The 25994-nt window shown below is 55.3% G+C and carries 22 protein-coding genes; 14 read left to right on the top strand and 8 right to left on the bottom strand.

Annotated elements, in window-relative coordinates:
- Positions 1-30 precede the first annotated feature (30 nt).
- Positions 31-774 (top strand): tellurite resistance TerB family protein, encoded by a 744-nt coding sequence (locus QEN58_RS14130; protein WP_280104262.1) that lies wholly within the window; start codon positions 31-33, stop codon positions 772-774.
- A complete protein-coding gene (locus QEN58_RS14125) occupies positions 774-1262 on the top strand; it encodes a phosphatidylglycerophosphatase A family protein (RefSeq protein ID WP_280104261.1) in 489 nt (162 codons plus the stop codon). The genes QEN58_RS14130 and QEN58_RS14125 overlap by 1 nt, the downstream gene beginning before the upstream one ends.
- 88 nt (positions 1263-1350) lie before the next feature.
- Here QEN58_RS14125 and QEN58_RS14120 read toward each other — a convergent pair whose 3' ends face one another.
- The 6 genes from QEN58_RS14120 to QEN58_RS14095 all read right to left on the bottom strand — a co-directional run bounded on the left by QEN58_RS14120 (position 1351) and on the right by QEN58_RS14095 (position 7470).
- Complete coding sequence (locus QEN58_RS14120) at positions 1351-2733, bottom strand: NAD-dependent succinate-semialdehyde dehydrogenase (RefSeq protein WP_280104260.1); 1383 nt, start codon at positions 2731-2733, stop codon at positions 1351-1353.
- 252 nt (positions 2734-2985) lie between these two features.
- Complete coding sequence (locus tag QEN58_RS14115; protein ID WP_280104259.1) at positions 2986-3774, bottom strand: IclR family transcriptional regulator; 789 nt, start codon at positions 3772-3774, stop codon at positions 2986-2988.
- A gap of 94 nt (positions 3775-3868) precedes the next feature.
- The gene (locus QEN58_RS14110; RefSeq protein ID WP_280104258.1) at positions 3869-5161 is read right to left on the bottom strand and encodes an NAD(P)/FAD-dependent oxidoreductase; all 1293 of its coding nucleotides are present in this window, start codon (positions 5159-5161) and stop codon (positions 3869-3871) included.
- 12 nt (positions 5162-5173) lie between these two features.
- Positions 5174-5902 (bottom strand): amino acid ABC transporter ATP-binding protein, encoded by a 729-nt coding sequence (locus QEN58_RS14105; RefSeq protein WP_280104257.1) that lies wholly within the window; start codon positions 5900-5902, stop codon positions 5174-5176.
- Positions 5899-6564 (bottom strand): amino acid ABC transporter permease, encoded by a 666-nt coding sequence (locus tag QEN58_RS14100; RefSeq protein ID WP_280104256.1) that lies wholly within the window; start codon positions 6562-6564, stop codon positions 5899-5901. Before QEN58_RS14100 ends, QEN58_RS14105 begins: the two co-directional genes overlap by 4 nt.
- 120 nt (positions 6565-6684) lie before the next feature.
- Positions 6685-7470, bottom strand: a complete 786-nt coding sequence (locus tag QEN58_RS14095; protein ID WP_280104255.1) for an ABC transporter substrate-binding protein — start codon at positions 7468-7470, stop codon at positions 6685-6687.
- Between the two features lie 427 nt (positions 7471-7897).
- Here QEN58_RS14095 and QEN58_RS14090 point away from each other — a divergent pair, with 427 nt between their 5' ends.
- From QEN58_RS14090 to QEN58_RS14080, 3 genes are all read left to right on the top strand, one after another.
- Entirely contained in the window at positions 7898-9070 is a 1173-nt protein-coding gene (locus QEN58_RS14090; protein WP_280104254.1) for an iron-containing alcohol dehydrogenase, read from the top strand.
- A gap of 57 nt (positions 9071-9127) precedes the next feature.
- The gene (locus tag QEN58_RS14085; RefSeq protein ID WP_280104253.1) at positions 9128-10549 is read left to right on the top strand and encodes a hypothetical protein; all 1422 of its coding nucleotides are present in this window, start codon (positions 9128-9130) and stop codon (positions 10547-10549) included.
- A 93-nt stretch (positions 10550-10642) separates the two neighbouring features.
- Positions 10643-12229 carry a sigma 54-interacting transcriptional regulator gene (locus tag QEN58_RS14080; RefSeq protein WP_280104252.1) on the top strand — a complete coding sequence of 529 codons (1587 nt, stop codon included), beginning with the start codon at positions 10643-10645 and terminating at the stop codon, positions 12227-12229.
- Between the two features lie 17 nt (positions 12230-12246).
- Here the strand turns inward: QEN58_RS14080 and msrA are convergent, their stop codons facing one another.
- Positions 12247-12900, bottom strand: a complete 654-nt coding sequence (gene msrA / locus QEN58_RS14075; protein WP_280104251.1) for a peptide-methionine (S)-S-oxide reductase MsrA — start codon at positions 12898-12900, stop codon at positions 12247-12249.
- A gap of 108 nt (positions 12901-13008) precedes the next feature.
- Positions 13009-13917 (bottom strand): LysR family transcriptional regulator, encoded by a 909-nt coding sequence (locus QEN58_RS14070; RefSeq protein WP_280104250.1) that lies wholly within the window; start codon positions 13915-13917, stop codon positions 13009-13011.
- Positions 13918-14097: 180 nt separating this feature from the next.
- On the opposite strand from QEN58_RS14070, the gene QEN58_RS14065 reads away from it, so the two are divergent.
- The 9 genes from QEN58_RS14065 (at position 14098) to QEN58_RS14025 (ending at position 25972) form a co-directional block, all read left to right on the top strand.
- Positions 14098-15609, top strand: a complete 1512-nt coding sequence (locus tag QEN58_RS14065; protein WP_280104249.1) for a CoA-acylating methylmalonate-semialdehyde dehydrogenase — start codon at positions 14098-14100, stop codon at positions 15607-15609.
- Between the two features lie 26 nt (positions 15610-15635).
- Positions 15636-17306: a GMC family oxidoreductase gene (locus QEN58_RS14060; RefSeq protein WP_280104248.1), complete on the top strand. Its 1671-nt coding sequence runs from the start codon at positions 15636-15638 to the stop codon at positions 17304-17306.
- A gap of 234 nt (positions 17307-17540) precedes the next feature.
- Entirely contained in the window at positions 17541-17744 is a 204-nt protein-coding gene (locus QEN58_RS14055) for a cold-shock protein (RefSeq protein ID WP_035559868.1), read from the top strand.
- A 224-nt stretch (positions 17745-17968) separates the two neighbouring features.
- Positions 17969-19738 carry an SLC13 family permease gene (locus QEN58_RS14050; RefSeq protein ID WP_280104247.1) on the top strand — a complete coding sequence of 590 codons (1770 nt, stop codon included), beginning with the start codon at positions 17969-17971 and terminating at the stop codon, positions 19736-19738.
- Positions 19739-19827: 89 nt separating this feature from the next.
- The gene (locus tag QEN58_RS14045; protein WP_280104246.1) at positions 19828-20493 is read left to right on the top strand and encodes an alpha/beta hydrolase; all 666 of its coding nucleotides are present in this window, start codon (positions 19828-19830) and stop codon (positions 20491-20493) included.
- Between the two features lie 40 nt (positions 20494-20533).
- Positions 20534-21214: a hypothetical protein gene (locus tag QEN58_RS14040; RefSeq protein WP_280104245.1), complete on the top strand. Its 681-nt coding sequence runs from the start codon at positions 20534-20536 to the stop codon at positions 21212-21214.
- On the top strand, positions 21211-22701 hold the full coding sequence (locus QEN58_RS14035; protein ID WP_280104244.1) for a complex I subunit 5 family protein: 1491 nt from the start codon (positions 21211-21213) through the stop codon (positions 22699-22701). Before QEN58_RS14040 ends, QEN58_RS14035 begins: the two co-directional genes overlap by 4 nt.
- A complete protein-coding gene (locus QEN58_RS14030; protein ID WP_280104243.1) occupies positions 22698-24203 on the top strand; it encodes a complex I subunit 5 family protein in 1506 nt (501 codons plus the stop codon). Before QEN58_RS14035 ends, QEN58_RS14030 begins: the two co-directional genes overlap by 4 nt.
- Complete coding sequence (locus QEN58_RS14025; protein ID WP_280104242.1) at positions 24200-25972, top strand: proton-conducting transporter transmembrane domain-containing protein; 1773 nt, start codon at positions 24200-24202, stop codon at positions 25970-25972. Before QEN58_RS14030 ends, QEN58_RS14025 begins: the two co-directional genes overlap by 4 nt.
- Positions 25973-25994: the final 22 nt, after the last annotated feature.

Raw genomic sequence — 25994 nt, 5'->3', positions numbered from 1 at the left:
TAAAGATAATACTTACTTAGGAGTACAAGGATGAACGCAAGCAAGATTTTACAGCAGCTGATGCAGCAAGCTGGCGGTAGCCAGAAGGGCGGCAGTAGCAGTGGTGTCGATGTTAAGGGCATGCTAAGCGGACTCTCTAAGCAGCTAGGCGGTGGCAGCAGCGGTCAAGGTAGCGGCTCCTCCAGTGGCTTTGATGTTAAAAGCCTGCTCGGCGGCGGTGCCATGGGTATGTTGATTGGCTCCAAGCGCGGCCGCAGCATGGGTGGTAAGGCACTGAAATATGGAGCCATTGCCGGTGTGGGTGTACTGGCGTGGAAAGCGTGGCAGAGCTCCCAGGCGGCGAAAAATGACAATGGGCAACCAAATACGGCCCAGAATGCGACAGAGGGCGAGCGGGTAGATGCGCTTAGTGGCGAGTATCAAGAGCGCCGCAGCCTTGAGTTACTGCAGGCAATGATTATGGCTGCCCGCGCCGATGGCCATATTGATGAGCAGGAGCAGGCATTGATTACCGAGCAGATTGACGCCCTGGGTGCCGACCAAGAGATGCATAACTGGGTGGAGCAGCAGCTAAAAGCACCGCTGGATGCCCAGGCGCTTGCCCGCGAAGCGGACTCCCCTCAAGCGGCCCGTGAAATGTACCTGATCAGCGTGGCCGTGACTGACGATCAAAACCCCATGGAGCGCGCTTGGCTTGATCAGTTGGGCAGTGCGCTTAACCTGCCTAAAGAGATGACCGCCGAACTTGAGCGCCAAGCGCAGCAGGCGGGTTAATGCTGGATACGGTTAACTTTTGGCTAGCCACCGGCTTTGGGCTGGGGCTAGCGCCGATGGCACCGGGCACCTTTGGCTCACTGATGGGCATTCCCTTGGCGTGGTGGTTGTTAAGCCGGCCAATAGGTCAGCAAGGCGCTATCATGGCAGCTCTGCTGCTACTTGCAGTACCGGTTTGCCACGTCGCTGCCTGGCACTATGACGGTTTGGATCATGGCAGTATCGTTGCCGATGAATATGTGGCGTTTCCGTTGGCGGTAATCGGGTTGCAGGCAGCACGCCACCCGCTGGTTATGGCGCTGGCATTCGGTGTTTACCGCTTTTTCGATGCGCTGAAGCCGCCGCCGATTCATCTGGCAGAGAATGTTAACGGCGGCTTTGGCATTGTGTTAGACGATGTGATTGCGGCGCTGGTGACCTGGGTGGTAATGGCGATTGGGATAAAGCTATGGCAGCGTCGATCCTCCAGGCAACAGTTTAATTCGTAATAGAGCTCGCAACGAAAAAGCGCCGCTAGCCTGATGAAAAGCTAGCGGCGCTCTCGGTTATCGCTCACGATTTTGAGCGTTTACTGCCTTACTCTTGAACGACAATCACCGACTTGGCATTGACGAACTCGTGCATGCCGAAGCCGCCGTGCTCGCGACCGTAGCCGGAGTTTTTAACCCCGCCGAAAGGCATTTCCGGGGTAGCAACGCCAAAGCCATTGATAAACACCATGCCGGTGTCAAAGTACTTGCTGGCAAGCTCGGTAGCGCGTTTCACATCTTTAGAGATGATGCCGCCGCCCAGGCCGTAACGGCTGTCGTTAGCAATGCGCATGGCATCTTCGTCATCTTTGGCACGAATCAGCGCAGCGACGGGGCCAAACAGCTCGTCGTCGTAAGCGGGCTGGCCGGGGGTAACGTTGTCCAGCACGGTGACCGGGTAAAACGCGCCCTTACCGGATGGCTTTTCGCCACCGCAGAGGATCTTCGCGCCTTTGCGCACGCTCTCTTCCACTTGGTCGTGGAGACCATCGCGCAGATCCACGCGAGCCATGGGGCCCAGGTCGCTGTCTTCTTGGGTCGGGTCACCCGCTTTAAGCGACTGCATGCGTTCTACATAGCGCTTTTTAAACGTTTCGTAGTTCTTTTCAGTGACCACAAAACGCTTGGCCGCGACGCAGGTTTGACCGCCGTTGTAGACGCGCCCCTGTACGCAGGTATCGATGGCGACATCCATATCGGCGTCATCGAGCACAAGGTAGGCATCGTTAGAGCCCAGCTCAAGCACCGTCTTTTTAAGGTGCTCGGCCGCTTTGCCAGCGACTTTGCGACCTGCACCATCGCTACCGGTGAGGGTGACGCCACGTACCGCAGAATGAGCAATCACCTCATCAGAAACATCATGAGAAATCACCAGCGTACGGAAGACGTTTTCCGGAAGACCCGCTTCGCGGTAGATTTTTTCCAGCAGCAGGCCGCTGCCAGTCACGTTTTCAGCGTGTTTTAGCAGCACGCCGTTACCCGCCATAATATTGGCGATGGAGTAGCGTACCACCTGATACGCGGGGAAGTTCCAGGGCTGAATGCCGTAGATCACACCCATCGGTGAGTAGGTCACAAAACCGCGCTCGCCATTGCCAGGCTGGCGCTCTTCGTCGGCTAGCTTTTTGGGGCCATGTTCAGCGGTATAGTCACAGATGCCGGTACAGAGGTCGACTTCCTGGCGGGCCTGAGAAGGCAGTTTGCCCATCTCTTTGACCATCAGGTCGGCAAGTTCTTCTTTATGCGTTTGCATCGCTTGGCCAATCGCTTTGACCGTTTTAGCGCGGCTTTCCAGCGATTCTAGGCGCCAATCGAGAAACGCCTCGTAGCAGGCGTCCACTACCTGCTTGGCTTCTGCGCTGCTCATTAGCGCATAGGTTTCGAGGGTTTCACCATTAGTGGGATTAATCGTTTTGATGCTGTTGCTCATAAGATCTCCTATCTATAGATCAACGTGGGGTCACAGCGTCCAGCTCCAGGACGCCTAGTAGACCAACCGGTCTATTTCTTGCGTAAGGTCACTGTAGTACAAAATGAACGACCATGCATAGCATCTGTGTTACTTATCCGGCAGTGGTAAGAGCTATCAGTTCCAAGTATTGCGTGTGGAATTTGAGCGCAGCTATCTGTATCAGGTAGAAGTTTAATGCTTATTGAAAAAAATCTATTAAACGCGACAGCGTTAACTACGCATACGGGCGGCCTTTGTGATCGCGCGAGCACACTCCATTAAAGAGGGGGCAAGCTGTTCCAGTGCTCGCTCAAGGTTCCAGCGGCTGCTGGGGGTTGTGATGTGCACAGCGGCTACCGGTAAACCTGCGGCATTGCTTATCGGTGCAGCAATGTTGATATCCCCCAGGAAGTATTCAGCATCGTTCCAGGCGATGCCACGTGTACGACACTCTCGGATCAAGTCGGTTAGGGCGCTTATATCGGTAATCGTATTTGGTGTATGGGCCTTTAACTCACAGGCGGTTAAGTACTCCTGAACGCGGGAGTCGTCCAGCGCCGATAAAAACGCTCTGCCAGATGCGGAACAATACATCGGTACGCTACTGCCCACCGGCATATGAATGGGAATGTAGTGGCGGCTGGTAAAACGGGCCATGTAGATCATATCTAGCCCGTAGGGTTCGGTTAGTGAAACGGTTTCCAGGCAGCTGTTGCTCAATTCCGATAGGTAGGGGTTGGCGCAGTCGACCAGCAAGTCGGCTTCTAGATAGTTGGCGGAGAGGGTCATCAGGCGGATACCGAGCCGGTATTTGCGACTGGCTGGCGCTTTGGCCAAATAGCCAAGTTGTTCGAGCGTGTAGGTGATGCGCTGCACCGAGCCCATGCTTAGCGCTGAAAACTTGGCGATTTCCGACAGACTGAGTTCGCTGTGCTGAGCATCAAACAACTCAAGCACAGCAAACGCTTTTTCCAGCGATTGATTGAACTGCGGCGAGCGTGATTCGTTGGCGTGCTTCATGCTTTTAGAAGATTCCTTACGTGTTCCCCTTGGCTGGCGAACCCAAGAGGAATATCTCTATAGCTTGTGTATTGGTCTTTAAGTGGCCGGTCGCTTAGCGCTCCAGCCAATCCCTGGCCCGATAGTAGTTGACCACCGTTTCAACATACAGCCTTTGTAGGCCGTGCAGCGGAATCGGCTTGATGGGGGTGAGTGGAAAGGGAAGTACTTCCTCTAACGTAGGCTCTCCCAGATGTTCGCCAATCAGCTTGCCGAGGTGTGTACCCATAGCCACACCACGGCCATTATAGCCTAGCGCCACGGTGAGTCCTTGCTGCGGCTCGTGTACGTGGGGAAGTGAATCCTGGGTGATGGCGATGCGTCCTGACCAGCGAAAATCGATCTCAACGTCCTTTAGCTGGGGGTAGAGTTTGATGATGGCGTTTTCGAGGTGCCGAAAGTCGCTGGGTTTACGTGGGTCGTTGAAGGAACCGCGCCCCCCCATAAGAAGGCGCCCAGCCCTATCGCGGCGAAAATAGAGCAACAGCTTACGGGCATCTGACGCCACCTCGCCACCGGGTAAAATATGGCCGCCTTCCTCTGCCGAGAGGGGACGGGTGGCAATCTGATAGCTATTAGCGGCTATCAGGCTGCTGGCAAGTTTGGGCTGCAGGGCGTCGCTGTAACCGTTGGTGCAGAGCAGTACGCGTTCCGCCTGAATTTCTGCCCCGCCTTCCGCCATTACGCGCCAGCGCCCTTCGGCGCGGGTCATTGAGATTACGCGGGTTTGTTCATGCAGCGTTGCTCCGCTATCGTGCGCTGCCTGTGCCAGCCCGCGGGCGTAGGCGAGCGGATTCAGCCCGCCGGCCCTGGGGTCTATCCAGCCGCCAAGATACTCTGAAGTGCCAAGACGCTCGGCACATTGCTGCTGATCTAGCCAGACGATATCTACGCCGCGCGACTGCCATTGGCGGGCTCGGAATTCAATCGCTTTCAGGCTGGCATGGGTAGCGGCGGGTTGAATCCAGCCGCGTTGCTGCGCGTCGCAGTCAATGTTGTGCTGCTTTATAAGCTCAAATACCACATCGGCATTGCGGGCTGAGAGCGCTATCATGCGTTGGCCGCGCTCTTCGCCATAGCGTGTGATGAGTTCATCCGGGTCGTATTTGAGGCCGGGGATGACTTGGCCGCCGTTACGGCCAGACGCGCCCCAGCCGATACTTTCGGCTTCCAATAAGGTGACGCTTATACCGCGGTTGGCGAGTGCCAAGGCGGCGGAAAGGCCGGTAAAACCGCCGCCGATAATCACCACATCGCTGCAATGGGCGCCCTGCAGCGTTGGGTATTCGCTGCCCGCGGGGGCGGTGTCAGCCCATAGTGAGGGGGGCATATGAGATGTGATTGCCATCCTTGGTCTCCGTTAATGATTTAGCACGCGGCGCAGAAAATCCTGGGTGCGTTCGTGGGAAGGCTGGGTAAGCAGCGTGTGGGCATCGCCTGATTCGACAATCTGCCCGCCATACAGAAAGCAGACGCGGTCAGCGACTTCTTTGGCAAAGCTCATTTCATGGGTGACGACCACCATGGTCATGCCTTCGTTGGCCAGGTCGCGCATAACGGTAAGCACATCGCCCACAAGTTCGGGGTCGAGAGCGGAGGTGGGCTCATCGAACAGAATGGCTTCCGGTTGCATGGCCAGAGCGCGGGCAATAGCAACACGCTGCTGCTGACCGCCGGATAGCTGCTGCGGGTAGGCATCGACTTTATCGCCCAGCCCGACTTTCTCCAGTAAGGCGGCCGCATTGGCATGGGCGATATCGCGGGGTTCGTTTTTGACGAAGATTGGGCCTTCCATGACGTTTTCGACCACCGTGCGGTGGGGGAATAGGTTGAAGCGCTGGAATACCATGCCGACTTGAGTTCGTAGGTCGTTAATGTCTTTGCTGGCCACATCGACTTGGCGGTCATTGATCGTAATGGTGCCTTGGTCATAAGACTCCAGACCATTTATGCAGCGAAGCACGGTCGACTTGCCAGAGCCTGAGGGGCCAATCAGACAAACCACTTCACCCTTGGCGACCGTTAGGCTGACTCCTTTGAGTACTTCTACGTCGCCAAAGGATTTATGAATAGCGTTGATATTGATCATGATTTGCCTCCTTTCGCTGCCTTTCCGAAATAGCGCTCTAGGCGGTTAACGCCAAAAATCAGCGGTAGGCTAAGGCAGAGATAGAGCAGGGCAACCAGGGTATAGACGGTAGTATTCTGAAAGGTGGAGGCGGCGATTAACTGCCCAGCCCGGGTCATTTCGGCCACGGTTATGGTGGAGGCGAGTGATGAGTCTTTCAGAATCATGACGGCCGTATTGCCATAGGGAGGGAGCGCAATACGGATAGCCTGGGGAAGTACGACGCGGCGCATGATGAGTTTGCTTTTCATGCCGATGGATCTGGCGGCTTCGATCTGGCCCGCTTCAATCGCTTCTATACCGGCGCGGAAATTTTCCGCTTGATAGGCGCTGTAGGCGACGCCGAGCCCGATAATACTTGCCTGGAAGGCACTAAGCTGTATGCCGAGTTCGGGGAGTACGAAGTAGATATAAAACAGTTGAACAATAATCGGTAGGCCGCGTACCACATTGATGAAGGTGCCTGCCACAAGCGACAGTGCGCGTACGGGAGAGAGCTTCATCAGGGCGAGTAGCAGGCCGAGTAGAGTGCTTAGTAGTAAGGCGCCAATGGTGATCTGCACTGTAATCAGAGCACCTTTTAATAAAATGGGTAGAAAGGCGGTGATGTCCGAAAACTCCATGGGAAGCCTTTATTTTGCATGCACTTCTTCCACTACCCCTGGAGGGGTAGTGAAGCGGTGCTGGGGTGATCATTAGCAGACTGATGCGTTAAAGCTGCCGGTGGGTTACCTGAAGGTGGCTTATAAGCCCCACTCTTCGAAGATGGCATCGAGGGTGCCATTTTCTTTCAGGCGAGCAAGCGAGGTGTTCACTTGTTCCAGCAGTTCGGTGTTTTCCTGGTCAACTGCAAAGCCAATATGACCCACCATCTGTTGCTCGTAGTTGTCGGCTAGCTGAAGTTCTGGAAAGCGGTCTTGGCTGAGGTGATAACCCATGATGGGGGCGTCACCGACACCTGCCACAATGCGGCCTAACGAGATGTCGCGCATCATGTCTGCCAGTGAGTTGTAATTTCGGATTTCAGGAAAAATGCCCATGTTGTTGAGCTGTTCCACATAAGTGGTGCCTACCTGGGCGCCAATCACTTCGCCAGAGAGATCTTCCAGTGTGTTGATCTCGCCATCGTAGTCTTGACGGGTAACGACGCCTTCACCGTAGGGGTAGACATCATCGCTGAACGCGATCTGTTTGGCGCGCTCTTCGGTTTTCAGCATCGCGGCGGAAATAATGTCGATATGCCCAGCGGTCAGCGAGGGTATTAATGCGTTGAACTGGGACTCCTGAATAGTGACCTCATAGCCCATATCTTCGCCCAATGCATTGACCAGATCGACCATCGCACCGGTGATCTCATTGGTTTGAATGTCCAGAAACGTAAACGGAATTCCGCTTGGCGTTCCGCCGGCTTTCAGTACGTCTTGCGCGTTGGCGGTGGCGCCGAGCGATAAGGCTGCGCCCAGTACTGCCGGTAATAGCATCGCTTTTTTAAAGTGAAGAACAGGTTGGCTGTTAGATTTAGATTTCATTGGGTCACCATCGAGAGTGTTGGGGATTGTTATTTACGCTTTGTTAAAAACTTTTCGGTAACGTCACTTCAGAGCCTAGGCGACTTTTTATTTATCGGCAAGAGTTATTATTTATCGCATTGCGATAAATAGTGAAGATATGCATGTTTTAAGCGTGTACTTTCTGGGCTCTTGGAAACCGCACTAATATGTTGATGAATAAAATCATCAAAATGTGTTTTTCCGATGATTTATTGGCTCGCTAATATCTGCCACTTTTTTATGCAAAGCTGTATGTTGAATTTTTTTTCTTAAAAATCAATATCTTGTTTATTGTTTTGGGTTGGCACGGCGTTTGCTATGTAGCAAGTAGCCAGCATGCATACATACCTCTATGGGGCGATGGTGCTGGTACAACAACCAATAAAACGCTAATAGGAAACGCCAAATGCAGTTAAGTCCCCTTAATCGAGTAAGTAGCTTTAAAAGTGCCGGTAAGTTGATTACCGGTCATGGGGCTGCACAGCAGTTGCAGTCATACGTCCAATCGCTGGGAATGAAGAGCCCCTTGCTTGTTACCGACAGCGGTGTGGTGGCTTCAGGCACGTTGGAGATCGTCACTGAACAGCTTATGGCACTCAATGTGTCCTACGAGGTGTTTGATCAGGTAGCGCCCGAGCCTGAAGTTGAAATAGTCGAAATTTGCACTCGTGCTTTCAATGATGGAAAACACGACAGCGTTATAGCCGTAGGCGGCGGAAGTGCAATAGACATCGCTAAGTGCGTGGCGGTATATGCGCACTATGAGGGTCCACTTGAGGGATTGTTTGGCGAGAATAAGGTAGCCCAACGCGGAATACCTTTAATCGCCATGCCCACTACGGCGGGCACCGGTTCTGAAGTGACTAATATTGCGATTTTGTCGGATAAAGCCCAGCAGATGAAGAAGGGCATCGTAAGTGACTGCTTATTACCGGATGTCGCCATTGTCTCGCCTGAGCTTACGTTGAGCTGCCCGCGTTCTGTGACGGCTGCCAGCGGAGTAGATGCGTTGGTGCATGCGGTGGAGGCGTATTTATCTAACTTTTCAACGCCGATTACCGATGCGTTGGCGGTTAAGGCAATGAATCTAATTGTGCATGCGCTACCAAAGGCGTTTGACAATCCCAATAATCTACAGGCCCGTGAGGATATGGCCACCGGCAGTCTGTTGGCAGGTTTGGCGTTTGGTAATGCCGGCGTGGGGGGAGTACATGCGTTGGCATATCCACTAGGTGGGCGTTACCACTTGGCCCATGGGGTGACTAATGCGCTGTTACTGCCCTTTGTCATGGAGTGGAACAAGCTGGCGTGTGTTGATCGCTTTCGTGGCATTGCGGTGGCTTTTGATGAACCCGTGGCTGGGCTTTCGGATGATGCAGTAGCCAATGCTGTTATCAAGCGCATGCATAAACTGTGCGCTGATGTGGAGATTCCTTCCGGTTTACGCTCGTTTGATATTCCTGAATCTGCCATTCCTGAACTGGCCGCCGAGGCCATTAAGGTAGAACGTTTGCTGCGTAATAATCCGCGAGTGTTAACGCTTGCGGATGTTGAGGCGATTTACCACGCCGCTTACTAACACTCCATAACCACAAATATTAAACATACTAATAACTTTAAAACAGGAGTCCATGCCATGAGCGCTTGGAAGCATCGCGTTGACGGTGAAGAGAGCCCGTACACACCGTTAGGGCCATTTAAACTACGCTTGCCGTTTTACCATTATCGTTTTGAACTGCCCGATTACCTGCAAGGGCTATTGATGTGCGCGGTGGATCTCGCCGCGATCCCATTGATGATGCAGCTGCTCGGCATGCCGTTTGAAGCAGCGTTGGCCATCGTCATTTTAAATGGCTTGCTCTATTTGATGCATCACTTGCTGGGTGACCCGGTTATTCCTGGTTGGATTACCCCTGCGATCCCTTTGTTGATGGCTTATGTATCGACCTTTCCAGAGGGGGTAGACAGAGTTCATGCGTTGATTGCCTTCCAGATGATGCTGGGGGCGCTGGCTCTGGGACTGGGGGCAACTGGCATGGCCAGTAAAGTGGTGCGACTGATTCCTTCGGCGATCAAAGCAGGTGTCATTATGGGCGCTGGGCTGGCAGCCATTGTGGTGGTCTTTGATGAGGGTGGCCGCTTTGAGCAGTACCCGTTCACCATTGCGATTGCTGTGGGAGTTGCGTTTTATCTGATTTTCTCTCGCCATTTTAACCAGCTGAAAGCAAAGGGTGGTCTGTGGGGCGCCATAGGCAAGCTGGGTATTTTCCCAATCATCGTGCTGGCAATTGTGGTGGCTCCGCTGTTTGGTGAAGCGCCGTGGCCGAATGTGGAGTGGGGGTTTAGCCAGCCTGATTTTGCGTTGATGTTTAGCGAATACACAGTGTTTGGCGTTGGCTTACCGCCGCTGACGATGTTTTTGACCGCGCTACCCACCGTTATCGCCGCTTACATTGTGCTGTTTGGCGATGTGCTACAAAGCAAGGCGTTGCTGGAAGAAGCTGACGAGAAGCGTCAGGACGAAAAAATCGACTATAATCCTAATCGTGCACACATGATTTTTGGTGGGCGTAACTTCGGGATGAGTATCTTTGGCCCCGATGTGGTGATGTGTGGCCCGCTGTGGGCTGCGATGCATGTGGTAACGGTGGAGCGTTACAAACAGGGCAAAGCGGCGATGAACTCTATCTTTGGTGGTTCTGGCTCGTTTCGCTGGGGAACCAATACGGGATTACTATTGCTGCCGATCGTGAGTTTGGTGCAGCCGATTCTGGGGATAGCGCTGGCGTTGACACTGTTGATTCAGGGCTACGTGAGTGTGCGTATTGGCATTATGGAGGCGCGCAGCCAGCGGGACTTGGGTATTGCGGGCATTATTGCCGCCATGCTCGTTATTAAAGGTGCAACTTGGGCTTTTGCGGTAGGTATCTTGCTCTGCGCGTTAATTTACGGCAAACGCTTCTTCTCCGGCGAGGTGGATAAAACCTTCGTGAAAGATTGGGATGAGGCATTGCTACCTGAGACTGATCCTGAACCGGTGGTGGCTTTGCGCAAATAACAGACTCTGCCTTTATAGTGGCTTAAAAGCTATGGGGTTGAGAACCAGCGCCCACCGTGAAAGCGGTGGGCGCGGTCTATCAGGAGAGCTGTTATGCAACGTATCGAAGAGTGCCTGTCGTTGGAAGCCGCGCTGCCGTTATTTGATTTGCACGGCACTGATGCGGTTGAGGTATTTGATACCCACGGTCAGGTGATTGGGGTATTAACCCGCACCGATATTGAAAAGGCACAGCGCGACGCGGCGCTAGGCCAGTTGGTAGGCGAGTGTATGCGCTACCGTGTAACAGGCATTAAACCTCAGACGGAGGCTGAATGCGTTGATTCATCTGGCTTTGACCAAGAGCCATTACGTTCTTTTCTGGATGCCTTGCATGACGGTGTTTATATCACCGATGCCAATGGTATTACGGTGACGATCAATAAAGCTTATGAACGTATCACGGGTATTTCACGTGCGGAGGTAGTGGGCTTTCATATGGCTGACTTGGTGAAGGCGGGGTTCATTTCTAAGTCAGCCTCGTTGGAGGTTATCCGGGAACGTCGTCCGATTACGCTGGTGCAGACCATTCATGGCAGTCGCAAGATTGTTGTGACCGGGACGCCCATGTTCAATGCCGATGGCTCCATTGCCTACGTGGTTACCAGTGTGCGTGACATTACCGAGCTGTTGCTGGCGAAACACGCCCAGGAGCAGTTAGAGCAGATCCAGCGCATTCGTGAGGCGTATAGAGTACCTGAGATAACGTCACTAAGTGCGCCTGGGGTGATTACCAGCCAGCAAACCGAACCTTGCTTTGCGCTTGCTAAGCGAGTGGCGAAATCAACCGCGAAGATCTTGATTCAAGGCGAAACGGGTACCGGTAAAACGCTGTTGGCGCGCTATATACATCAGCAAAGTGACCGTGCGGAAGGGCCGTTTATGGAGCTTAACTGTGCGGCATTTCCGGAAGGGTTGCTGGAAGCAGAACTGTTTGGCTATGCCGCTGGGGCGTTTACCGGGGCTACGCCAAGAGGTAAGCAGGGGCTACTGGATGTGGCTCATGGGGGCACGCTTTTTCTGGATGAAATCGGCGATCTACCCCTCGCGTTGCAGGTGAAACTACTCAAAGTGGTGGAAGAAAATCGCTATTTGCCAGTAGGCGGGACAGCTTTTCGTCATACCAACGTGCGCCTGATTACCGCTACCCATCAGAATTTAAACGACCATGTTAAGAAAGGGAGCTTTCGCGAGGATCTATTTTATCGCATAAGTGTGGTGCCCCTATGGTTACCCCCTTTGCGGCAACGTCGCGATGAGGTAATCCCCTTACTGAACTATTACCTAGACCACTTCAATCAGTTGCACGATGTGAATAGGCGCTGGAACCCCGAAGCGTTGGAACTACTTTCGAACTACTCATGGCCTGGCAATATCCGCGAGCTGATCAATTTAACCGAGCGCTTAGCCGTCACGGCCGTAGAGGATGAGATCACTACCACTACGCTGCCGAGTGAGGTATTTCCCGCTCTGCCGGTTAGTTTAGAGTACGTGAGTGGTGATCTGCGAGAGCAGGTTAAGCGGTTTGAACAGCAACTCATTCAGCAAGCACTTACCAAGCATGGTACGACGCGCGCAGCGGCCGCTGTACTGGGAATCGATCAGTCGACGTTGGTGAAAAAGCAGCGGCGCTGGCGTTAGTTTATATTGTGCATCTACTACTCAAACGAAGGTCCTCCGGCTTCTTCTCCCCACACTTCTTCCAGGCGGCCGTCGCGACCACAGCTGTAGCGGTAGAACTTATAGCGCACGGGGTTCTTTTGATAATAGTCCTGGTGGTACGCCTCAGCAGGCCAGAACGTAGTGGCTGGTACTATTTGTGTGGCGATCTCCCGGTCAAAGCGCGCCTCCATTTCGGCTTTGGACGCTTCAGCCAGCTCACGCTGTGCTTCATCATGATAGAAAATCGCCGAGCGGTATTGATCGCCCACATCACAGAACTGACGATCGACCGCAAAGGGGTCGATGTTGTGCCAGAAGATTTCTAAGAGCTGCGCGTAGCTGATCTGCTCGGAGTCGTATTCGATTTGCACGACTTCAGCATGGCCAGTACCGCCCTTGGAGACCTCTTCGTAGCTGGGGTTTTCTAGCTCGCCGCCGATATAGCCGGAAATGGTAGCAGTGACGCCGGGTTGTTTATCGTACGGCGGCTCCATACACCAGAAGCAGCCACCGGCAAAGGTCGCTTCTGCATTGCTTTGTTGTGGCGAAGACTGGTCTTGAGAGGACTGGGCTTGAAGGGAAGGGCTGATTAGGCCAGCGGCAGCCAATACGCCAAGCGTGAATGGACGAAGAGGGGACAGGCGGATCATTGCAAGCACTCCAGTGGCGGGGGACGAGTTACTGCCTGTTATTGAGTTGATTAGTGGCATGGTGTTCCCTTTCCTTACAGCCCCTTTCCCATAACCCTTTTTTAAGACTTAGCCAAGACGATGGGGCCATACTTCATCCAGCGTACTGAGCGCAGCGTTGACAGTCGATTCGTTGGTGCTGTCATGACGCCAAATAAAGCTTAATGCGCAGGGCAGGCGAATTTTCTCCGCTACTGCCAAGCCGCTCTCCTGGCGCTCGGTCATCGCTAGGGCGTCTCGGGCCAGGCTTAGACCAACGCCTGCGCGCACCAGGTCAAGCATGCAGGCCTCCTGATCCACCTGGGCTACCCGATTGGGAACTGCGCCGCTCGGTGCCAGCGCCTGCTTTAACAGCCGGTGGTGGGCGGAGTCTTGAGGCGTAACGATCCATGGCAGCGTGGCTAAGTGCTCCCAACGCGTATCAATGAGTCGGTTTTCCCAGCCTGCAGGGGCAATCACGTGATAATCAAAGTGGGTTAGCTCACGCCAAGCCAGCGTCTCATGGCCTTTTCCAGGGCCTTGCCCAGGCGGCGCCAGGTAGAACCCCACATCTAAGTCGCCTTGTTCAATGCGATTAAGCACGCTGCCGCTCATCCCATGATGCAGTTCGGTTTCTAACTGCGGCGCACGGGCCATCAGGCGGCTTAAAAAGGCCCCCAGACGAAGAAATTCGGGGTCAACGATGGTGCCGATTGAGAGCTTGCCGCGCAGCGTGCTGTGTAACGTTCCGGCGGTTTGCTCAAACGCCTGGGCGCTGGCCAGAGCCTTTTCAGCGGCAGGTAGCAACGCATGGCCGTCGGCCGTCAGCGCTAGACCCTGAGGACGCCGAGTAAATAGCGTGAGGCCGATATTCGCCTGCAGCTGCTTCAACTTTAGGCTAATGGCCGGTTGGGTTAGGTGTAGCTGTTCTGCGGCGCGTGACACGCTGCCCGTTCGTGCAACGGCCACGAAGGCGCGCAGTGTGGCGTACTCTTGCATGATGGCCCTCAAATGCGTGCTGTGATATTAGCAGAGCTTATAACTGGCTTTTAAATAACTCAATTGATCCGTTCGCAGCACTCGGTAGGCTAGGCTGTTATTAGACTCTTGCTAGCAAGCGTTTTTAGGCAAGCTCTTCACACGTGTTCTTAACATGCGTTCTAAAAAACAGGTAATACCATGACAACAACAGCGATTCAGCACTTTATTAATGGCCAGGTCACCGCTGGGGAGTCTTCTCAATCCCAGGACGTGTTTAACCCCGCCTCTGGCCGTGTGACCGGACGCGTGTCGCTCGCTTCCCCGGCGGACGTCAATACGGCGGTAGAGGCCGCACAAGCTGCTTTTTCCGCCTGGGCGGATACCCCGCCCATCCGGCGCGCCCGGGTAATGTTCAAGTTTTTAGAGCTACTGAACGTCCATAAAGATGAGCTGGCCGAAGCGATTACCAAAGAGCACGGCAAGGTATTCACCGACGCCCAGGGTGAAGTGGCTCGCGGTATTGATATTGTTGAATTTGCCTGCGGTATCCCGCAGTTGCTCAAAGGTGATTATACCGAGCAGGTGAGTACCGGGATTGATAATTGGACGCTGCGCCAGCCGTTAGGCGTCGTGGCTGGTATAACGCCGTTTAATTTCCCCGCCATGGTGCCGATGTGGATGTTCCCGCTGGCAATTGCGGCGGGTAATACGTTTATTTTGAAACCCAGCCCGCTCGACCCTAGCGCTTCGCTGCTGATGGCTGATTTGCTAAAACAGGCAGGTCTGCCTGATGGCGTGTTCAACGTTGTGCAGGGTGATAAAGACGCCGTGGAAGCACTCATCGACCATCCGCACGTTAAAGCGCTGTCGTTTGTGGGCTCGACGCCGATTGCCAACCTGATCTACGAGCGCGGCGCCCGCAATGGCAAGCGCATTCAAGCCTTGGGCGGCGCCAAAAACCACATGGTAGTGATGCCGGATGCGCATTTGGATAAAGCCGTCGATGCGCTGATCGGTGCCGCCTATGGCTCCGCCGGTGAGCGTTGCATGGCGATTAGCGTGGCGGTGCTGGTCGGCGATGTGGCGGACAAAGTCGTGCCAGCACTGGCGGAGCGGGCTAAAGCGCTAAAAGTAAAAGATGGCATGCAGCTGGATGCGGAAATGGGCCCCATTGTGACTCGCCAAGCCCACCAGAGGATTACCGGATATATCGAAAAAGGCGTGGCTGAAGGCGCTGAACTGGTGGTAGACGGCCGCACCTTTGACACCTCTACGGCGGGGGATGAGTGCGCCGAAGGGTTCTGGATGGGCGGCACGCTTTTTGACAATGTCACTCCCGAGATGACGATCTACAAAGAAGAAATTTTTGGCCCGGTGCTGGTCTGCGTGCGGGTGCCGGATATCGCCACCGCGATCCAGTTGATTAACGACCACGAGTTTGGCAACGGCGTTAGCTGCTTTACCGAAAGCGGTACGGTGGCGCGGGAGTTTGGCCGCCGCATTCAGGTCGGCATGGTAGGTATCAATGTGCCCATTCCGGTGCCTATGGCGTGGCACGGCTTTGGGGGCTGGAAGCGCTCGATGTTTGGTGATACCCACGCCTACGGCGAAGAAGGTGTGCGTTTCTACACCAAGCAGAAATCGATTATGCAGCGCTGGTCCGATTCGATTGATGCCGGGGCTGAGTTTGTAATGCCCACGGCGAAGTAACGCCCACACGTTACCGGAGCCGACTAATGTCAGAACCCACCAATAACAATTTCGACTATATCGTGATCGGCGCAGGCACCGCGGGGTGCCTGCTGGCGAATCGTTTGAGTGCCAATCCCAATAATAAGGTGCTACTGATAGAGGCGGGCGGTCGCGATAACTATCACTGGATTCATATTCCGGTGGGCTATCTCTACTGCATTAATAACCCACGCACCGACTGGCTGTTTCGCACTGAGCCCGATAAAGGGCTCAATGGCCGTTCGCTGATCTACCCGCGGGGGAAAACCCTGGGCGGCTGTTCCAGCATCAACGGCATGATCTATATGCGCGGCCAGGCGCGGGACTACGACCATTGGGCGGACGTCACCGGCGATGACGCTTGGCGCTGGGAGAACTGCCTTCCCGACTTTATCAAACACGAAGACCACTATCGCCTGGATGAGAGCGGCGATGCAGACGCAAAACACCGCGACTTTCACGGCCACGGTGGTGAGTGGCGGATCGAAAAGCAGCGCCTCAAGTGGCAGGTGCTGGATGATTTCGCTGAAGCTGCCGTGCAGGCGGGCATCCCGCGTACCGACGATTTTAACCGCGGCTCTAATGAGGGCGTGGCCTACTTTGAGGTCAATCAGCGCTCGGGCTGGCGCTGGAATACCGCCAAAGCATTTTTACGCCCCGCGCTGAAACGCGACAACCTAACGCTCTGGCACTCCACCCAAGTCAATCGGCTGCTGTTTCAGAGAGCTGAGGAATTGCGCTGCACGGGCGTAGAGGTAGAGCGTGGAGGTAAAACCCAACGTGCTATGTTGAGCAAGGAGGGGGCCAATGCAGAAGTGGTGCTCTGCGCAGGCGCTATTGGTACGCCGCATCTGCTGCAGCTTTCCGGAGTGGGCCCCGCAGAGTCGTTGCGTGAGCACGGCGTTGAGGTAGTGCATGAGCTACCGGGAGTGGGCGAGAATTTGCAGGATCACCTGCAAATTCGTTCGATATATCGCATTACCAATGGCAAAACCCTCAATGCCATGGCCAGTACGCTGTGGGGTAAAGCGGGAATTGGCCTTGAGTACCTGCTTAAGCGCTCTGGGCCGATGAGCATGGCGCCTTCACAGTTGGGGGCTTTTACCCGCAGCACGCAGGATCAGCCGCACCCCAATATTGAGTACCACGTGCAGCCGCTAAGCCTGGAAGCCTTTGGTCAGCCGCTGCATCCGTACCCGGCAATTACCGCCAGCGTGTGCAATTTGAACCCTACCAGCCGGGGCACCGTGCGGCTTAAAAGCAGCGATCCGCGCCAGGCCCCGGCGATTTCCCCCAATTACCTGAGTACTCCTGAAGATCGCAAGGTGGCGGCGGATTCTCTACGGGTGACAAGGCGCATTGCCGAGCAGCCTGCGTTTGCCAAATACGCGCCGGAAGAGGTCAAGCCCGGCGTCGAGTACCAAAGCGACGATGAGCTGGCCCGGCTGGCCGGTGATATCGGCACGACTATTTTTCACCCCGTGGGTACCGCTCGAATGGGCCGTGAGGATGATGCCATGGCAGTGGTGGATGCACGGCTGCGAGTGCGCGGCGTTAGAGGATTGCGGGTGGCTGATGCGAGCGTTATGCCAACCATCACCAGCGGCAATACGAACTCGCCCACGCTGATGATTGCCGAGAAGGCCGCCGGTTGGATGCTGGCTGAGCGTCGTTAGCTGCCTGGGTTGCCGGCAATGACGAGTGGCAAGAGCTATTAACTAGCGTTTTGTGGGAGGTATTGACGGAGGAGGGTGGTTAAGCGCAAAATATTGTCAGTTGGTTAGCAAGTCGAACGTTGTCAGCAGTATAGAAGCGCCTCTAGTAGCGTTAAATCTGGTGAAAGTCTCTTGTTATACCCACTGCAATTCGGGTATTTCCCGGTTTAATTAGCAACATTGAGGATTTCGATCATGGCAACTGGTACCGTTAAGTGGTTCAACGACACTAAAGGTTTCGGCTTTATTTCTCCTGACGACAATGGCGACGACTTGTTCGCGCATTTCTCAGAAATTCAGGCAGAAGGCTTCAAATCTCTGCAAGACGGTCAGAAGGTTTCCTTCGACGTCACCCAGGGCAAAAAAGGCCTTCAGGCTTCTAACATCAAAGTAGTTTAAGTTAATTCTTAAGCATTGAGATGTTAGCAATCATCGCTTAGCGTTGATTGACCAGAAAACCCCGCCAAGTGCGGGGTTTTTTGTATCTGTAAGAGTAAGGCGGCCGTCACGCCTCACACTTGTATATTCCATTTTGATCTTTGAGTGTTTCTAAAAATAACTTTTTAGAATATAAAGTTGGCCTCACACTACCACCATGCTTATTAGTTAAGGATGTCGTGGTTATGTCGCTGGATGCTTGGATAGCGGTCGGGGTGGTGCTCACCATCTTCCCGTTGATGGCCTTTTCACGCCTGGGGCCGGATATTATCTTGCTGGGCGCGGTTATTTTACTGATGACGCTGGGCGTGATTGACCCACAGCAGGCGCTTGGGGGCTTCTCCAATGGCGGCCTGTTTACGGTAGCGTTTATGTATGTGCTGGTGGCCAGCATTCGCGAAACCGGCGGCATCGATCTGATTATTCGCTATGTGCTCAAACGGCCAAAAAGCGAGCGAGGCGCGTTGGTTCGGCTTTTGCTACCGGTGGCCGCGCTTAGCGGCTTTGTCAATAATACCCCGGTTGTGGCTACCTATATTCCTGCGGTAATGAGCTGGAGCCGTCGGCTGCGCTTGTCTCCTCAGCGGCTGCTAATGCCGCTCAGTTTCGCCTCTATCCTTGGTGGCACCATTACGCTATTCGGTACCAGCACTAACTTGGTGGTGCATGGGCTGCTGCTGGAGCGCTACCCAGAGCTTGGCATGGGCCTATTGGATTTGGCCTGGGTGGGTGTTCCAGTCGCTGTCGTAGGGCTTGCCTATCTCATTTTGCTAGGGCCCCGTCTGTTACCCGCTAGGGAAGGGCTGGCCAATGCGTTTGCCAACCCACGCGAGTTCACTATCGAAATGGAGGTCGACCCAGCGGGTGTGCTGGTGGATCGTACCGTCGAAGAGGCGGGGCTGCGCCACCTGCAGGAGCTGTTTCTGGTCGAGATTGAGCGCGCAGGCAACGTGGTCAGCGTTGTTGGGCCTGGCGAGCAACTCAAAGGCGGCGATCGGCTGGTGTTTGCAGGCACCTCTGATGCAGCGGTGGAGTTGCAGCAAATTCGTGGCTTAATTCCTTCCCGAGATGGCACATCCAGTTTGGAGAAAGAGTTTAAAGAGCGTCGCCTGGTTGAGGCGGTGGTCTCAAATCAGTGCCAGTTTATTGGCCAGCGTATTCGCGATGGCCACTTTAGAACCCTTTATGGGGCAGCGGTGCTGGCGATCTGCCGTGGCGGCGAGCGGGTTAAGGGCAACCTTGGCCAAGTGCGGTTGCAGCCCGCTGACGTGCTGTTGCTGGAGGCGCGGCCGCCGTTTATTGAGCGTCATCGACAGTCACGGGACTTTTTGCTGATCAGTGAGATAAATGGCGCGGCCCGGCCGATCCATGAGAAAGCGCCGCTAGCGTGGGGCTTGCTGTTAGGCGCCGTACTGCTCGCCGCCTTTGGTGTGCTGAGCATGCTTAATGCTGCCATGTTGGGGGCGGCATTGGCGCTACTCACGGGCTGCTGTTCGGTAGGTGCCGCCAAGCGTGGCTTGGATACCCAGGTGCTGCTCACCATTGCCGCGTCTTTCGGGGTGGGGTCGGCGTTGCAAGGCTCGGGTGCTGCCGAGGCAATGGCCGGCGGGGTGCTCACCTTCGTGGCAGGGAATCCATTGCTGCTGTTAATCGGCACTTACTGCGTTGTTGCGCTGCTCACCGAGCTAGTGACCAATAATGCAGCGGCAGTGATTATTTTCCCGGTAGTGATGAGCGCTGCCGAAAGCTTGGGCGTGAGTCCGATGCCCTATGTGGTGGCGGTCATGTTTGCCGCCTCGGCGAGCTTTTTAACCCCCATCGGCTATCAAACCAACCTGATGGTGTATGGCCCGGGCGGTTACCGGGTGAGCGATTTTCTGCGTTTGGGCTGTGGATTAAATATACTGACCGGTGCCATAGCGCTCGTTTTGATTCCCTTCGTGTGGCCTTTTTGAACGTGCTGTGGCCCTTTTAAACGTGGCGCCGCTCGCTGTTAACGCGGGTTTGCGCTAGGGTGGCCCTTTTGAATAAGGAATACGATGTCATGACTGCTCCTGGCGAACTGATTATTGAGCCGAAAGATGGTCAACCCGCCGATGCCTGTGTGTTTATTATCCACGGTTTAGGCGCGGATGGGCACGATTTTGAACCCTTGGTACCGGCATTAGCGCTGCCCAAAGATTCACACGTGCGCTTTATCATGCCCCATGCGCCACGCCTGCCGGTGACGATTAATGGCGGTATGGTAATGCCCGCCTGGTACGATATTTTGGCCATGGATTTGGGGCGTCGGGTTGATGAGCGCCAGCTCAAAAAATCCGCTGAGCGAATCCAAGCGCTGATTCAAGAGCAGATTGACCAAGGCATCGATAGCCAACGCATTATTGTGGCAGGTTTTTCGCAGGGTGGTGCTGTGGCCTACCACGCCGCGCTGACTTTCCCCGCGCCGCTAGGGGGCTTATTGGCCATGTCGACTTACTTTGCGACCGCAGACAATATTGACCTTGCGGAAGCCAATCGTCAGATCCCTATAGAAGTGCAGCACGGTAACTTTGACCCCATTGTGCCTGAAAGCCTGGGTCGCAGCGGTGCCGACCGCTTAAAAGAGATGGGCTACGCGGTCAACTACCGGCAATACCCAATGGCCCATGCGCTCTGTCCCCAGCAGGTGAATGATATCGGCAAATGGCTGAGTTCTCGCCTAAACTAAGCGCCTATTCGTGACCGATGCAAGGATGTAGCGAAAACGAATGATAGCTTCCTTTGATGCAATAGAAGTGCTGCTGGCGCTGTGCCTCATGGCGTCAGCGCTGGTGTGCCTGTTTGATCGCCACCTGGTGCGCGCCTGCTACTTTTTTGTGACCTTTGCGGCCGCAATGACAGCCGCCTGGTGGCAGCTCGGGGCTCCCTGGCTGGCAGCCGTCGAGCTGGTGCTAGGGGTAGGCCTAACCGGACCCTGCTTTTTTTATGCCCTGGGTCACGTTTTACCCGGCGCCTCCTCACCTCTAGAGCGTGATAAATTTAGCGAGCCCTGGTCGCGAGTGATGATGCGGGTGGTGTTGGCGCTGGCTTGGTTCGTGATGGTCGGTGCAGCGATTCGCTTTGTCATGACCGACATGGCGTATTCACCTTCCGAGCATCCACTGCTGCTTGCTGGCGTGGTGATCGCCGCCTGTGCCTTGGGGGCATTTGCGCTACACCGGCATCTGCTGCGTCGGCTGCTGGCGTTTAATCTACTCGGCTCTGCGGTGTTTATGTTGTTGGCTGGCGTGGCGGGCACCTCAGCGGCTGCCCAGGCGTTAATTAGTGTGGGGGTGTTAGTGGCCTGGCTGGGGACGATGCTGGGTGCACTGTTGATAAGGCAGCTTTTGCATCTGGAAGGGGTCGAGGCCCTAGGGCGTGACGGTAAACCTGAGGAGAGCGCCATATGATTTGGCGCTTCGGCCTTTTCGATAGCACCTTTGAACCCCTTCTTTATACTCACTGGGCGCTGTTAGCTGCGCTTGGCTTGCCACTACTGTTGGGCATGCTGGCGGCACTATTTCCTCCTAAGCGGGCATTGCCCGTAGCGCTTGCCTGTGTGCCGATATTGGCCTCTGGGCTGATGATGCTATCGGCTTATGACCAAGCGGGACTACTGCGCTGGCAGTGGGAAATAGCCGATATTAATCTGTCGCTGCGCCTAAACGGGCTGAGTGTGCTGTTGCTGTTAATGACCCAGGTGATTGGCGTTGCGGCAGCGCTCTATACACCAGGGTATCTGCGTTTAAACGAAACCGGGCCGTTGGCACGCTGGCTGTGGCCACTGATAGGCGTTGTGCTGAGCGCGCTGTCGTTAATCTGGCTGGCCACCGATCTATTGACCCTTTATGCCGGGCTGGAGCTGATGGGGTTGGCGGCAGTCGGCATGCTGCTGCTATCGGGGAAGGTGCCCGCGCTAGTGGCGGGGATGCGCTACTTGCTGTTGGCCCTGGTGGGCTCGCTAACCTATCTACTTGGGGTGGCGCTGATTTTAGGCCACTGGGGCCGATTGGATTTACAGGGTTTGGCTGGGGTGATAGAGCCTGGACCGGTGGCGTGGTTCGCTGCTGCGCTGATTGGCGCAGGGCTAGCTTTGAAAGCCGCGCTGTTTCCGCTGCATGCCTGGTTGTCTCCTGTCCACGAGAATGCCTGGACACCGGTGAGCGCGCTGCATGCGGCGCTGGTGATTAAGGCGTCGCTGTTTATATTGCTGCTGCTATGGAGCATTCTGCTGCCCGATACATTCTACGCCCCGCGTGTTATCGCGTGGCTAGGCCTGCTGGCGATTGTATGGGGTGGGTTACTGGCGTGGCGTACCGATTCCCTTAAAACTCTGGTGGCTTCCTCTACCGTGGGCCAATTGGGGTACCTCATGGTGGCTTTTCCGCTGCTGCTGGGGCCGGATATAGCGCCGCTGCCGCGTGCTTTGGCTTGGGAAGGGTTTTGGCTGCAACTGATGGGCCATGCCTTTGCTAAAGCCGCCATGTTTATGGCCGCAGGCAACCTGATACTGGCCACTGGGGAGAGCACGCTCAAAGGCCTGGCCGGTACCAGCCGCCGTTTGCCGCTTTCACTATTAGTGTTTGGCATTGCCTCCATCACTCTGATGGGGCTGCCGCCCAGTTCGGGGTTTACCGCCAAGTGGCTACTGCTACAAGCGATGGTGCTATCCCAGCAGTGGTGGGCAGTGGCCGCGCTATTAACCGGTACGCTACTCACTGCGGCTTATATATTCCGCATGTTTCGCTACTGCTTTGATGAGACGGCACCACGGCATCGTTATCAACCCTTGGCGCCGGGCATGGATCTGATCGCACTAACGCTTGCTCTGATTGCATTCGCTCTAGGGCTGTTGGCGCATTTCCCGCTGGAATTGATGCATGGAGGTAGCCCATGAATGCCGCCTGGTTACCGCTGACTGCTTTGGCTACTTCACTACTGGTGGTGGTGATTATCTTTGCGTTGCCGGAAGATGCCCGCCGGCTGCGCACGACGATTAATCTAGCGGCTGCGGTGGTTAAGATCATTCTGGTTATTCTTATGGTTAGGCGGGTAGCCGCGGGACATGAGGATATTTTTAGCTTTCAAGTGATCGGTGGCGTTGATTTCGTACTGCGCAGCGATGCCCTAGGGGTGATGTTCGCCGGGCTATCGTCACTACTGTGGCTATGCACCACCATCTACGCCATTGGCTACTTGGAAGGATCAGCCAATCGGAAGCGCTTTTTTGGCTTTTTTAGCCTCTGCGTTGCGAGCACGATCGGCATTGCGCTGGCCGATAACCTGTTTACCTTCCTGATTTTCTACGAAATGTTGACGCTCTCCACCTATCCTTTGGTGGTTCACAACGGTACAAAGCAAGCGCTCAATGCCGGGCGCGTCTATTTGCGCTACACCTTAAGCGCCGGTGTGGTACTGCTGCTGGGCACCGTGCTGCTGTATAGCCTGACCGGGGATCAATCGTTCTCTTCTGAAGAGGGCTTGGGCGACTATTTAAACGATCATCGCGGTCTGCTAACGCTAATATTTGCCCTGCTAGTGGGTGGGTTGGCGGTAAAAACGGCCATGGTACCGCTACATGGGTGGCTACCTAGGGCGATGGTGGCCCCCGCACCGGTGAGCGCGCTGTTACACGCGGTTGCGGTGGTGAAGGCGGGGGCTTTCGGGATTCTGAGGGTCGTTTATGACCTGTTTGGCATTGAACTGAGCGTGGAGCTCGGCGTTATTACCACGCTAGCGGTAGCGGCCTCGATTACGATTATATATGGCTCGTTAAGGGCCATTGCCCAAGAGGAGCTGAAACCCCGCCTAGCGTTTTCCACCGTTAGCCAGGTCTCCTACGTCATTCTGGGTATAGGTCTGTTTGGCCCTTTCGGCACGGTCGGTGCTTTAGCGCACTTGCTGCATCAGGGCCTAATGAAGGTCACGCTGTTTTTCTGTGCGGGTAACTATGCCGAGGAGCTGGGGATTCATCGTATTGATGAAATGGACGGTGCAGGCAAGCGCATGCCGCTGACCAGCATTGCGTTTACCATCGGCGCTTTTGGCATGATTGGCCTTCCTCCCGTGGCGGGGTTCATTACCAAGTGGTACCTGGGGGTTGGCGCGATTCAAGCCGAGATGTACTGGGTCGTCGCCGTGCTCGTGGCGAGCAGTACTCTCAACGCCATCTACTTTTTGCCCATTGTGCACCGCTTATGGTTCCGTTCAGGCTCCGCGCATGGCAAAGGCAGTTGGCCCAAAGAGCAGCGCTTAGGCCGTTTTGAAACCCATAGCTGGCTGCTGTTACCGATGGTGTTTACCGCCTTGGTGAGTTTGGGGGCAGGGCTGTTTGCCGGTCTCCCGTTTAGCCCCTTGGATTGGGCGGCGCGGGTAGCCAACGGGGAGTATCTGCCATGATGACCATGCTGCTTGCCCTGGCGCTACTTTGGCCGCTGGTCGTCGTCGGTTGGACGCTATGGAGCGCCTACCGCACTCCCGCTGCGCAGCAGGGCTATTTTTCAGCACTATGGCTAAGCGCCGCTTGGCCCGCCCTGCTGCTAGCCTACGGCGGTGAAGCGCAGTGGACGATGGATGCCTGGATGCTGGGCGGCGAATGGGCGCTTAACTCGCTAAGCCGCCCCTGGCTTGCGTTTACCGCGTTGCTCTGGAGCCTGTCAGCGTTTCATGCCAGAGGCTATTTCGCCGCGGAGCAGGCGAAGGCCAAGGGCGGTGATCAAGACGCCGGGCGACGCCTGTTGCGTTTGGCGCTGCTGTGGCCGCTGACACTGCTCGGTAACGTATTACTGATTATTGCCCAGGATATCGCCAGTTTTTATCTTGGCTTTGCGCTGATGACCTTCGCCGCCTACGCCTTAGTAGTGCATAGCGGTTCTGAGGAAGCACGGCTGGGGGCCAAGGCCTATTTGATTTTGGCCGTGGTGGGTGAAGGGCTGATTTTAGGTGGTTTTCTATGGGCGGCCGGCGAGGCGAATACGCTGACGCTAAAAGGGGTGCGTGAAGGCATTTTAGTTGCCGAGCAAGGCGCATGGATGGCCGCCTTGCTGTGCTTGGGCTTTGGCGTGAAAGCCGGTGTCATTGGCTTGCACGTATGGCTGCCGTTAGCCCACCCGGTGGCACCGGCCCCGGCCAGCGCGGTGCTTAGCGGGGCGATGATTAAGGCGGGGCTACTGGGCTGGATCAGTGTGCTGCCGTTAGGTGATGAGCAAATGTCTGCCTCTTTGGCCCAGTTTGGCAACCTCATGTTAATCGCGGGGCTGGCGGCAGCCTTTGGCGCCGCGCTGTATGGCGTTTTTCAGCGCCACCCTAAAGCCGTTTTAGCCTACTCCAGTATCAGCCAGATGGGCATGATGACCGCTTTGGTGGCCATGGGATTAGTTTCGCCAGATGTATGGCCATTGCTGTGGCCGGGCCTGGTACTGTTTGCCGCCCATCACGCGCTGGCTAAAGGTTCACTGTTTTTGGGTACCAGTATCAGCGAGCATCTACCCCGGTGGCCGTTACCATTAGTGTGGGCTTTGCTGGCACTGCCGGGTATCTCATTGTCGGGTGCCATTGGCGCGGGCATGATCAGTAAGTGGGGCGTGAAGAGCCCACTCTACGAAATGCATCATGAATCGTTGATCAAACTGCTCAGTTGGGCGGCTGTTGGCACCGCGGCACTGGTAAGCGTTGCTTTATGGCGTCAGTGGCAGCAGCGCCATAAGGGCGGCAGTAACCCAGAGCAGTGGGGCGCTTGGTTAGTTGCCGTCGCGGCAGCGCTGTTGACGCCACTTTGGCTTCCCCTCCCTGCTGGCAGTATCGAGATGCCGCCGCTTAAAGAGTGGCTCGGGATTATGTGGCCATTTCCGGTGGGGGTACTTTTCGCCGCGGTGGGCTGGCTATTAACGCGCCCGCTTAAGGGTAAATCCCTTCCCGCGGGTGATCTATGGTGGCTCTACGCAGACATGGTCAGCGCTGCATTGGTGCCAATACGACTGTTTGGGCACTACTGTGCCCAAATTAAAGCGACGAGCGTGGAAAACGCGCAAAAAGCTGAAGAGACGTTGATGGGCCATTTAACTCGCCTCTTGTCGTCAGAGTCCTGGTTGCGTCACCATGCCAGTGGTTTGATGATGGTACTTGCCTTGCTGCTTGCGGCGCTAATGATGTGGGAAGGTCAGCGATGAAACGACTGTGTGGACTGTGCTT

Source organism: Halomonas alkaliantarctica (assembly GCF_029854215.1).
Classification (GTDB): domain Bacteria; phylum Pseudomonadota; class Gammaproteobacteria; order Pseudomonadales; family Halomonadaceae; genus Vreelandella; species Vreelandella alkaliantarctica_A.
This window is presented reverse-complemented; position numbering and strand designations above follow the sequence as displayed.

What these genes read in the sequence shown, in the direction of transcription:
- QEN58_RS14130 (WP_280104262.1), top strand. Translation starts at nt 31, where the DNA reads ATGAACGCAAGCAAGATTTTACAGCAGCTGATGCAGCAAGCTGGCGGT.
- QEN58_RS14125 (WP_280104261.1), top strand. Translation starts at nt 774, where the DNA reads ATGCTGGATACGGTTAACTTTTGGCTAGCCACCGGCTTTGGGCTGGGG.
- QEN58_RS14120 (WP_280104260.1), bottom strand. Translation starts at nt 2,733, where the DNA reads ATGAGCAACAGCATCAAAACGATTAATCCCACTAATGGTGAAACCCTC.
- QEN58_RS14115 (WP_280104259.1), bottom strand. Translation starts at nt 3,774, where the DNA reads ATGAAGCACGCCAACGAATCACGCTCGCCGCAGTTCAATCAATCGCTG.
- QEN58_RS14110 (WP_280104258.1), bottom strand. Translation starts at nt 5,161, where the DNA reads ATGGCAATCACATCTCATATGCCCCCCTCACTATGGGCTGACACCGCC.
- QEN58_RS14105 (WP_280104257.1), bottom strand. Translation starts at nt 5,902, where the DNA reads ATGATCAATATCAACGCTATTCATAAATCCTTTGGCGACGTAGAAGTA.
- QEN58_RS14100 (WP_280104256.1), bottom strand. Translation starts at nt 6,564, where the DNA reads ATGGAGTTTTCGGACATCACCGCCTTTCTACCCATTTTATTAAAAGGT.
- QEN58_RS14095 (WP_280104255.1), bottom strand. Translation starts at nt 7,470, where the DNA reads ATGAAATCTAAATCTAACAGCCAACCTGTTCTTCACTTTAAAAAAGCG.
- QEN58_RS14090 (WP_280104254.1), top strand. Translation starts at nt 7,898, where the DNA reads ATGCAGTTAAGTCCCCTTAATCGAGTAAGTAGCTTTAAAAGTGCCGGT.
- QEN58_RS14085 (WP_280104253.1), top strand. Translation starts at nt 9,128, where the DNA reads ATGAGCGCTTGGAAGCATCGCGTTGACGGTGAAGAGAGCCCGTACACA.
- QEN58_RS14080 (WP_280104252.1), top strand. Translation starts at nt 10,643, where the DNA reads ATGCAACGTATCGAAGAGTGCCTGTCGTTGGAAGCCGCGCTGCCGTTA.
- msrA (WP_280104251.1), bottom strand. Translation starts at nt 12,900, where the DNA reads ATGATCCGCCTGTCCCCTCTTCGTCCATTCACGCTTGGCGTATTGGCT.
- QEN58_RS14070 (WP_280104250.1), bottom strand. Translation starts at nt 13,917, where the DNA reads ATGCAAGAGTACGCCACACTGCGCGCCTTCGTGGCCGTTGCACGAACG.
- QEN58_RS14065 (WP_280104249.1), top strand. Translation starts at nt 14,098, where the DNA reads ATGACAACAACAGCGATTCAGCACTTTATTAATGGCCAGGTCACCGCT.
- QEN58_RS14060 (WP_280104248.1), top strand. Translation starts at nt 15,636, where the DNA reads ATGTCAGAACCCACCAATAACAATTTCGACTATATCGTGATCGGCGCA.
- QEN58_RS14055 (WP_035559868.1), top strand. Translation starts at nt 17,541, where the DNA reads ATGGCAACTGGTACCGTTAAGTGGTTCAACGACACTAAAGGTTTCGGC.
- QEN58_RS14050 (WP_280104247.1), top strand. Translation starts at nt 17,969, where the DNA reads ATGTCGCTGGATGCTTGGATAGCGGTCGGGGTGGTGCTCACCATCTTC.
- QEN58_RS14045 (WP_280104246.1), top strand. Translation starts at nt 19,828, where the DNA reads ATGACTGCTCCTGGCGAACTGATTATTGAGCCGAAAGATGGTCAACCC.
- QEN58_RS14040 (WP_280104245.1), top strand. Translation starts at nt 20,534, where the DNA reads ATGATAGCTTCCTTTGATGCAATAGAAGTGCTGCTGGCGCTGTGCCTC.
- QEN58_RS14035 (WP_280104244.1), top strand. Translation starts at nt 21,211, where the DNA reads ATGATTTGGCGCTTCGGCCTTTTCGATAGCACCTTTGAACCCCTTCTT.
- QEN58_RS14030 (WP_280104243.1), top strand. Translation starts at nt 22,698, where the DNA reads ATGAATGCCGCCTGGTTACCGCTGACTGCTTTGGCTACTTCACTACTG.
- QEN58_RS14025 (WP_280104242.1), top strand. Translation starts at nt 24,200, where the DNA reads ATGATGACCATGCTGCTTGCCCTGGCGCTACTTTGGCCGCTGGTCGTC.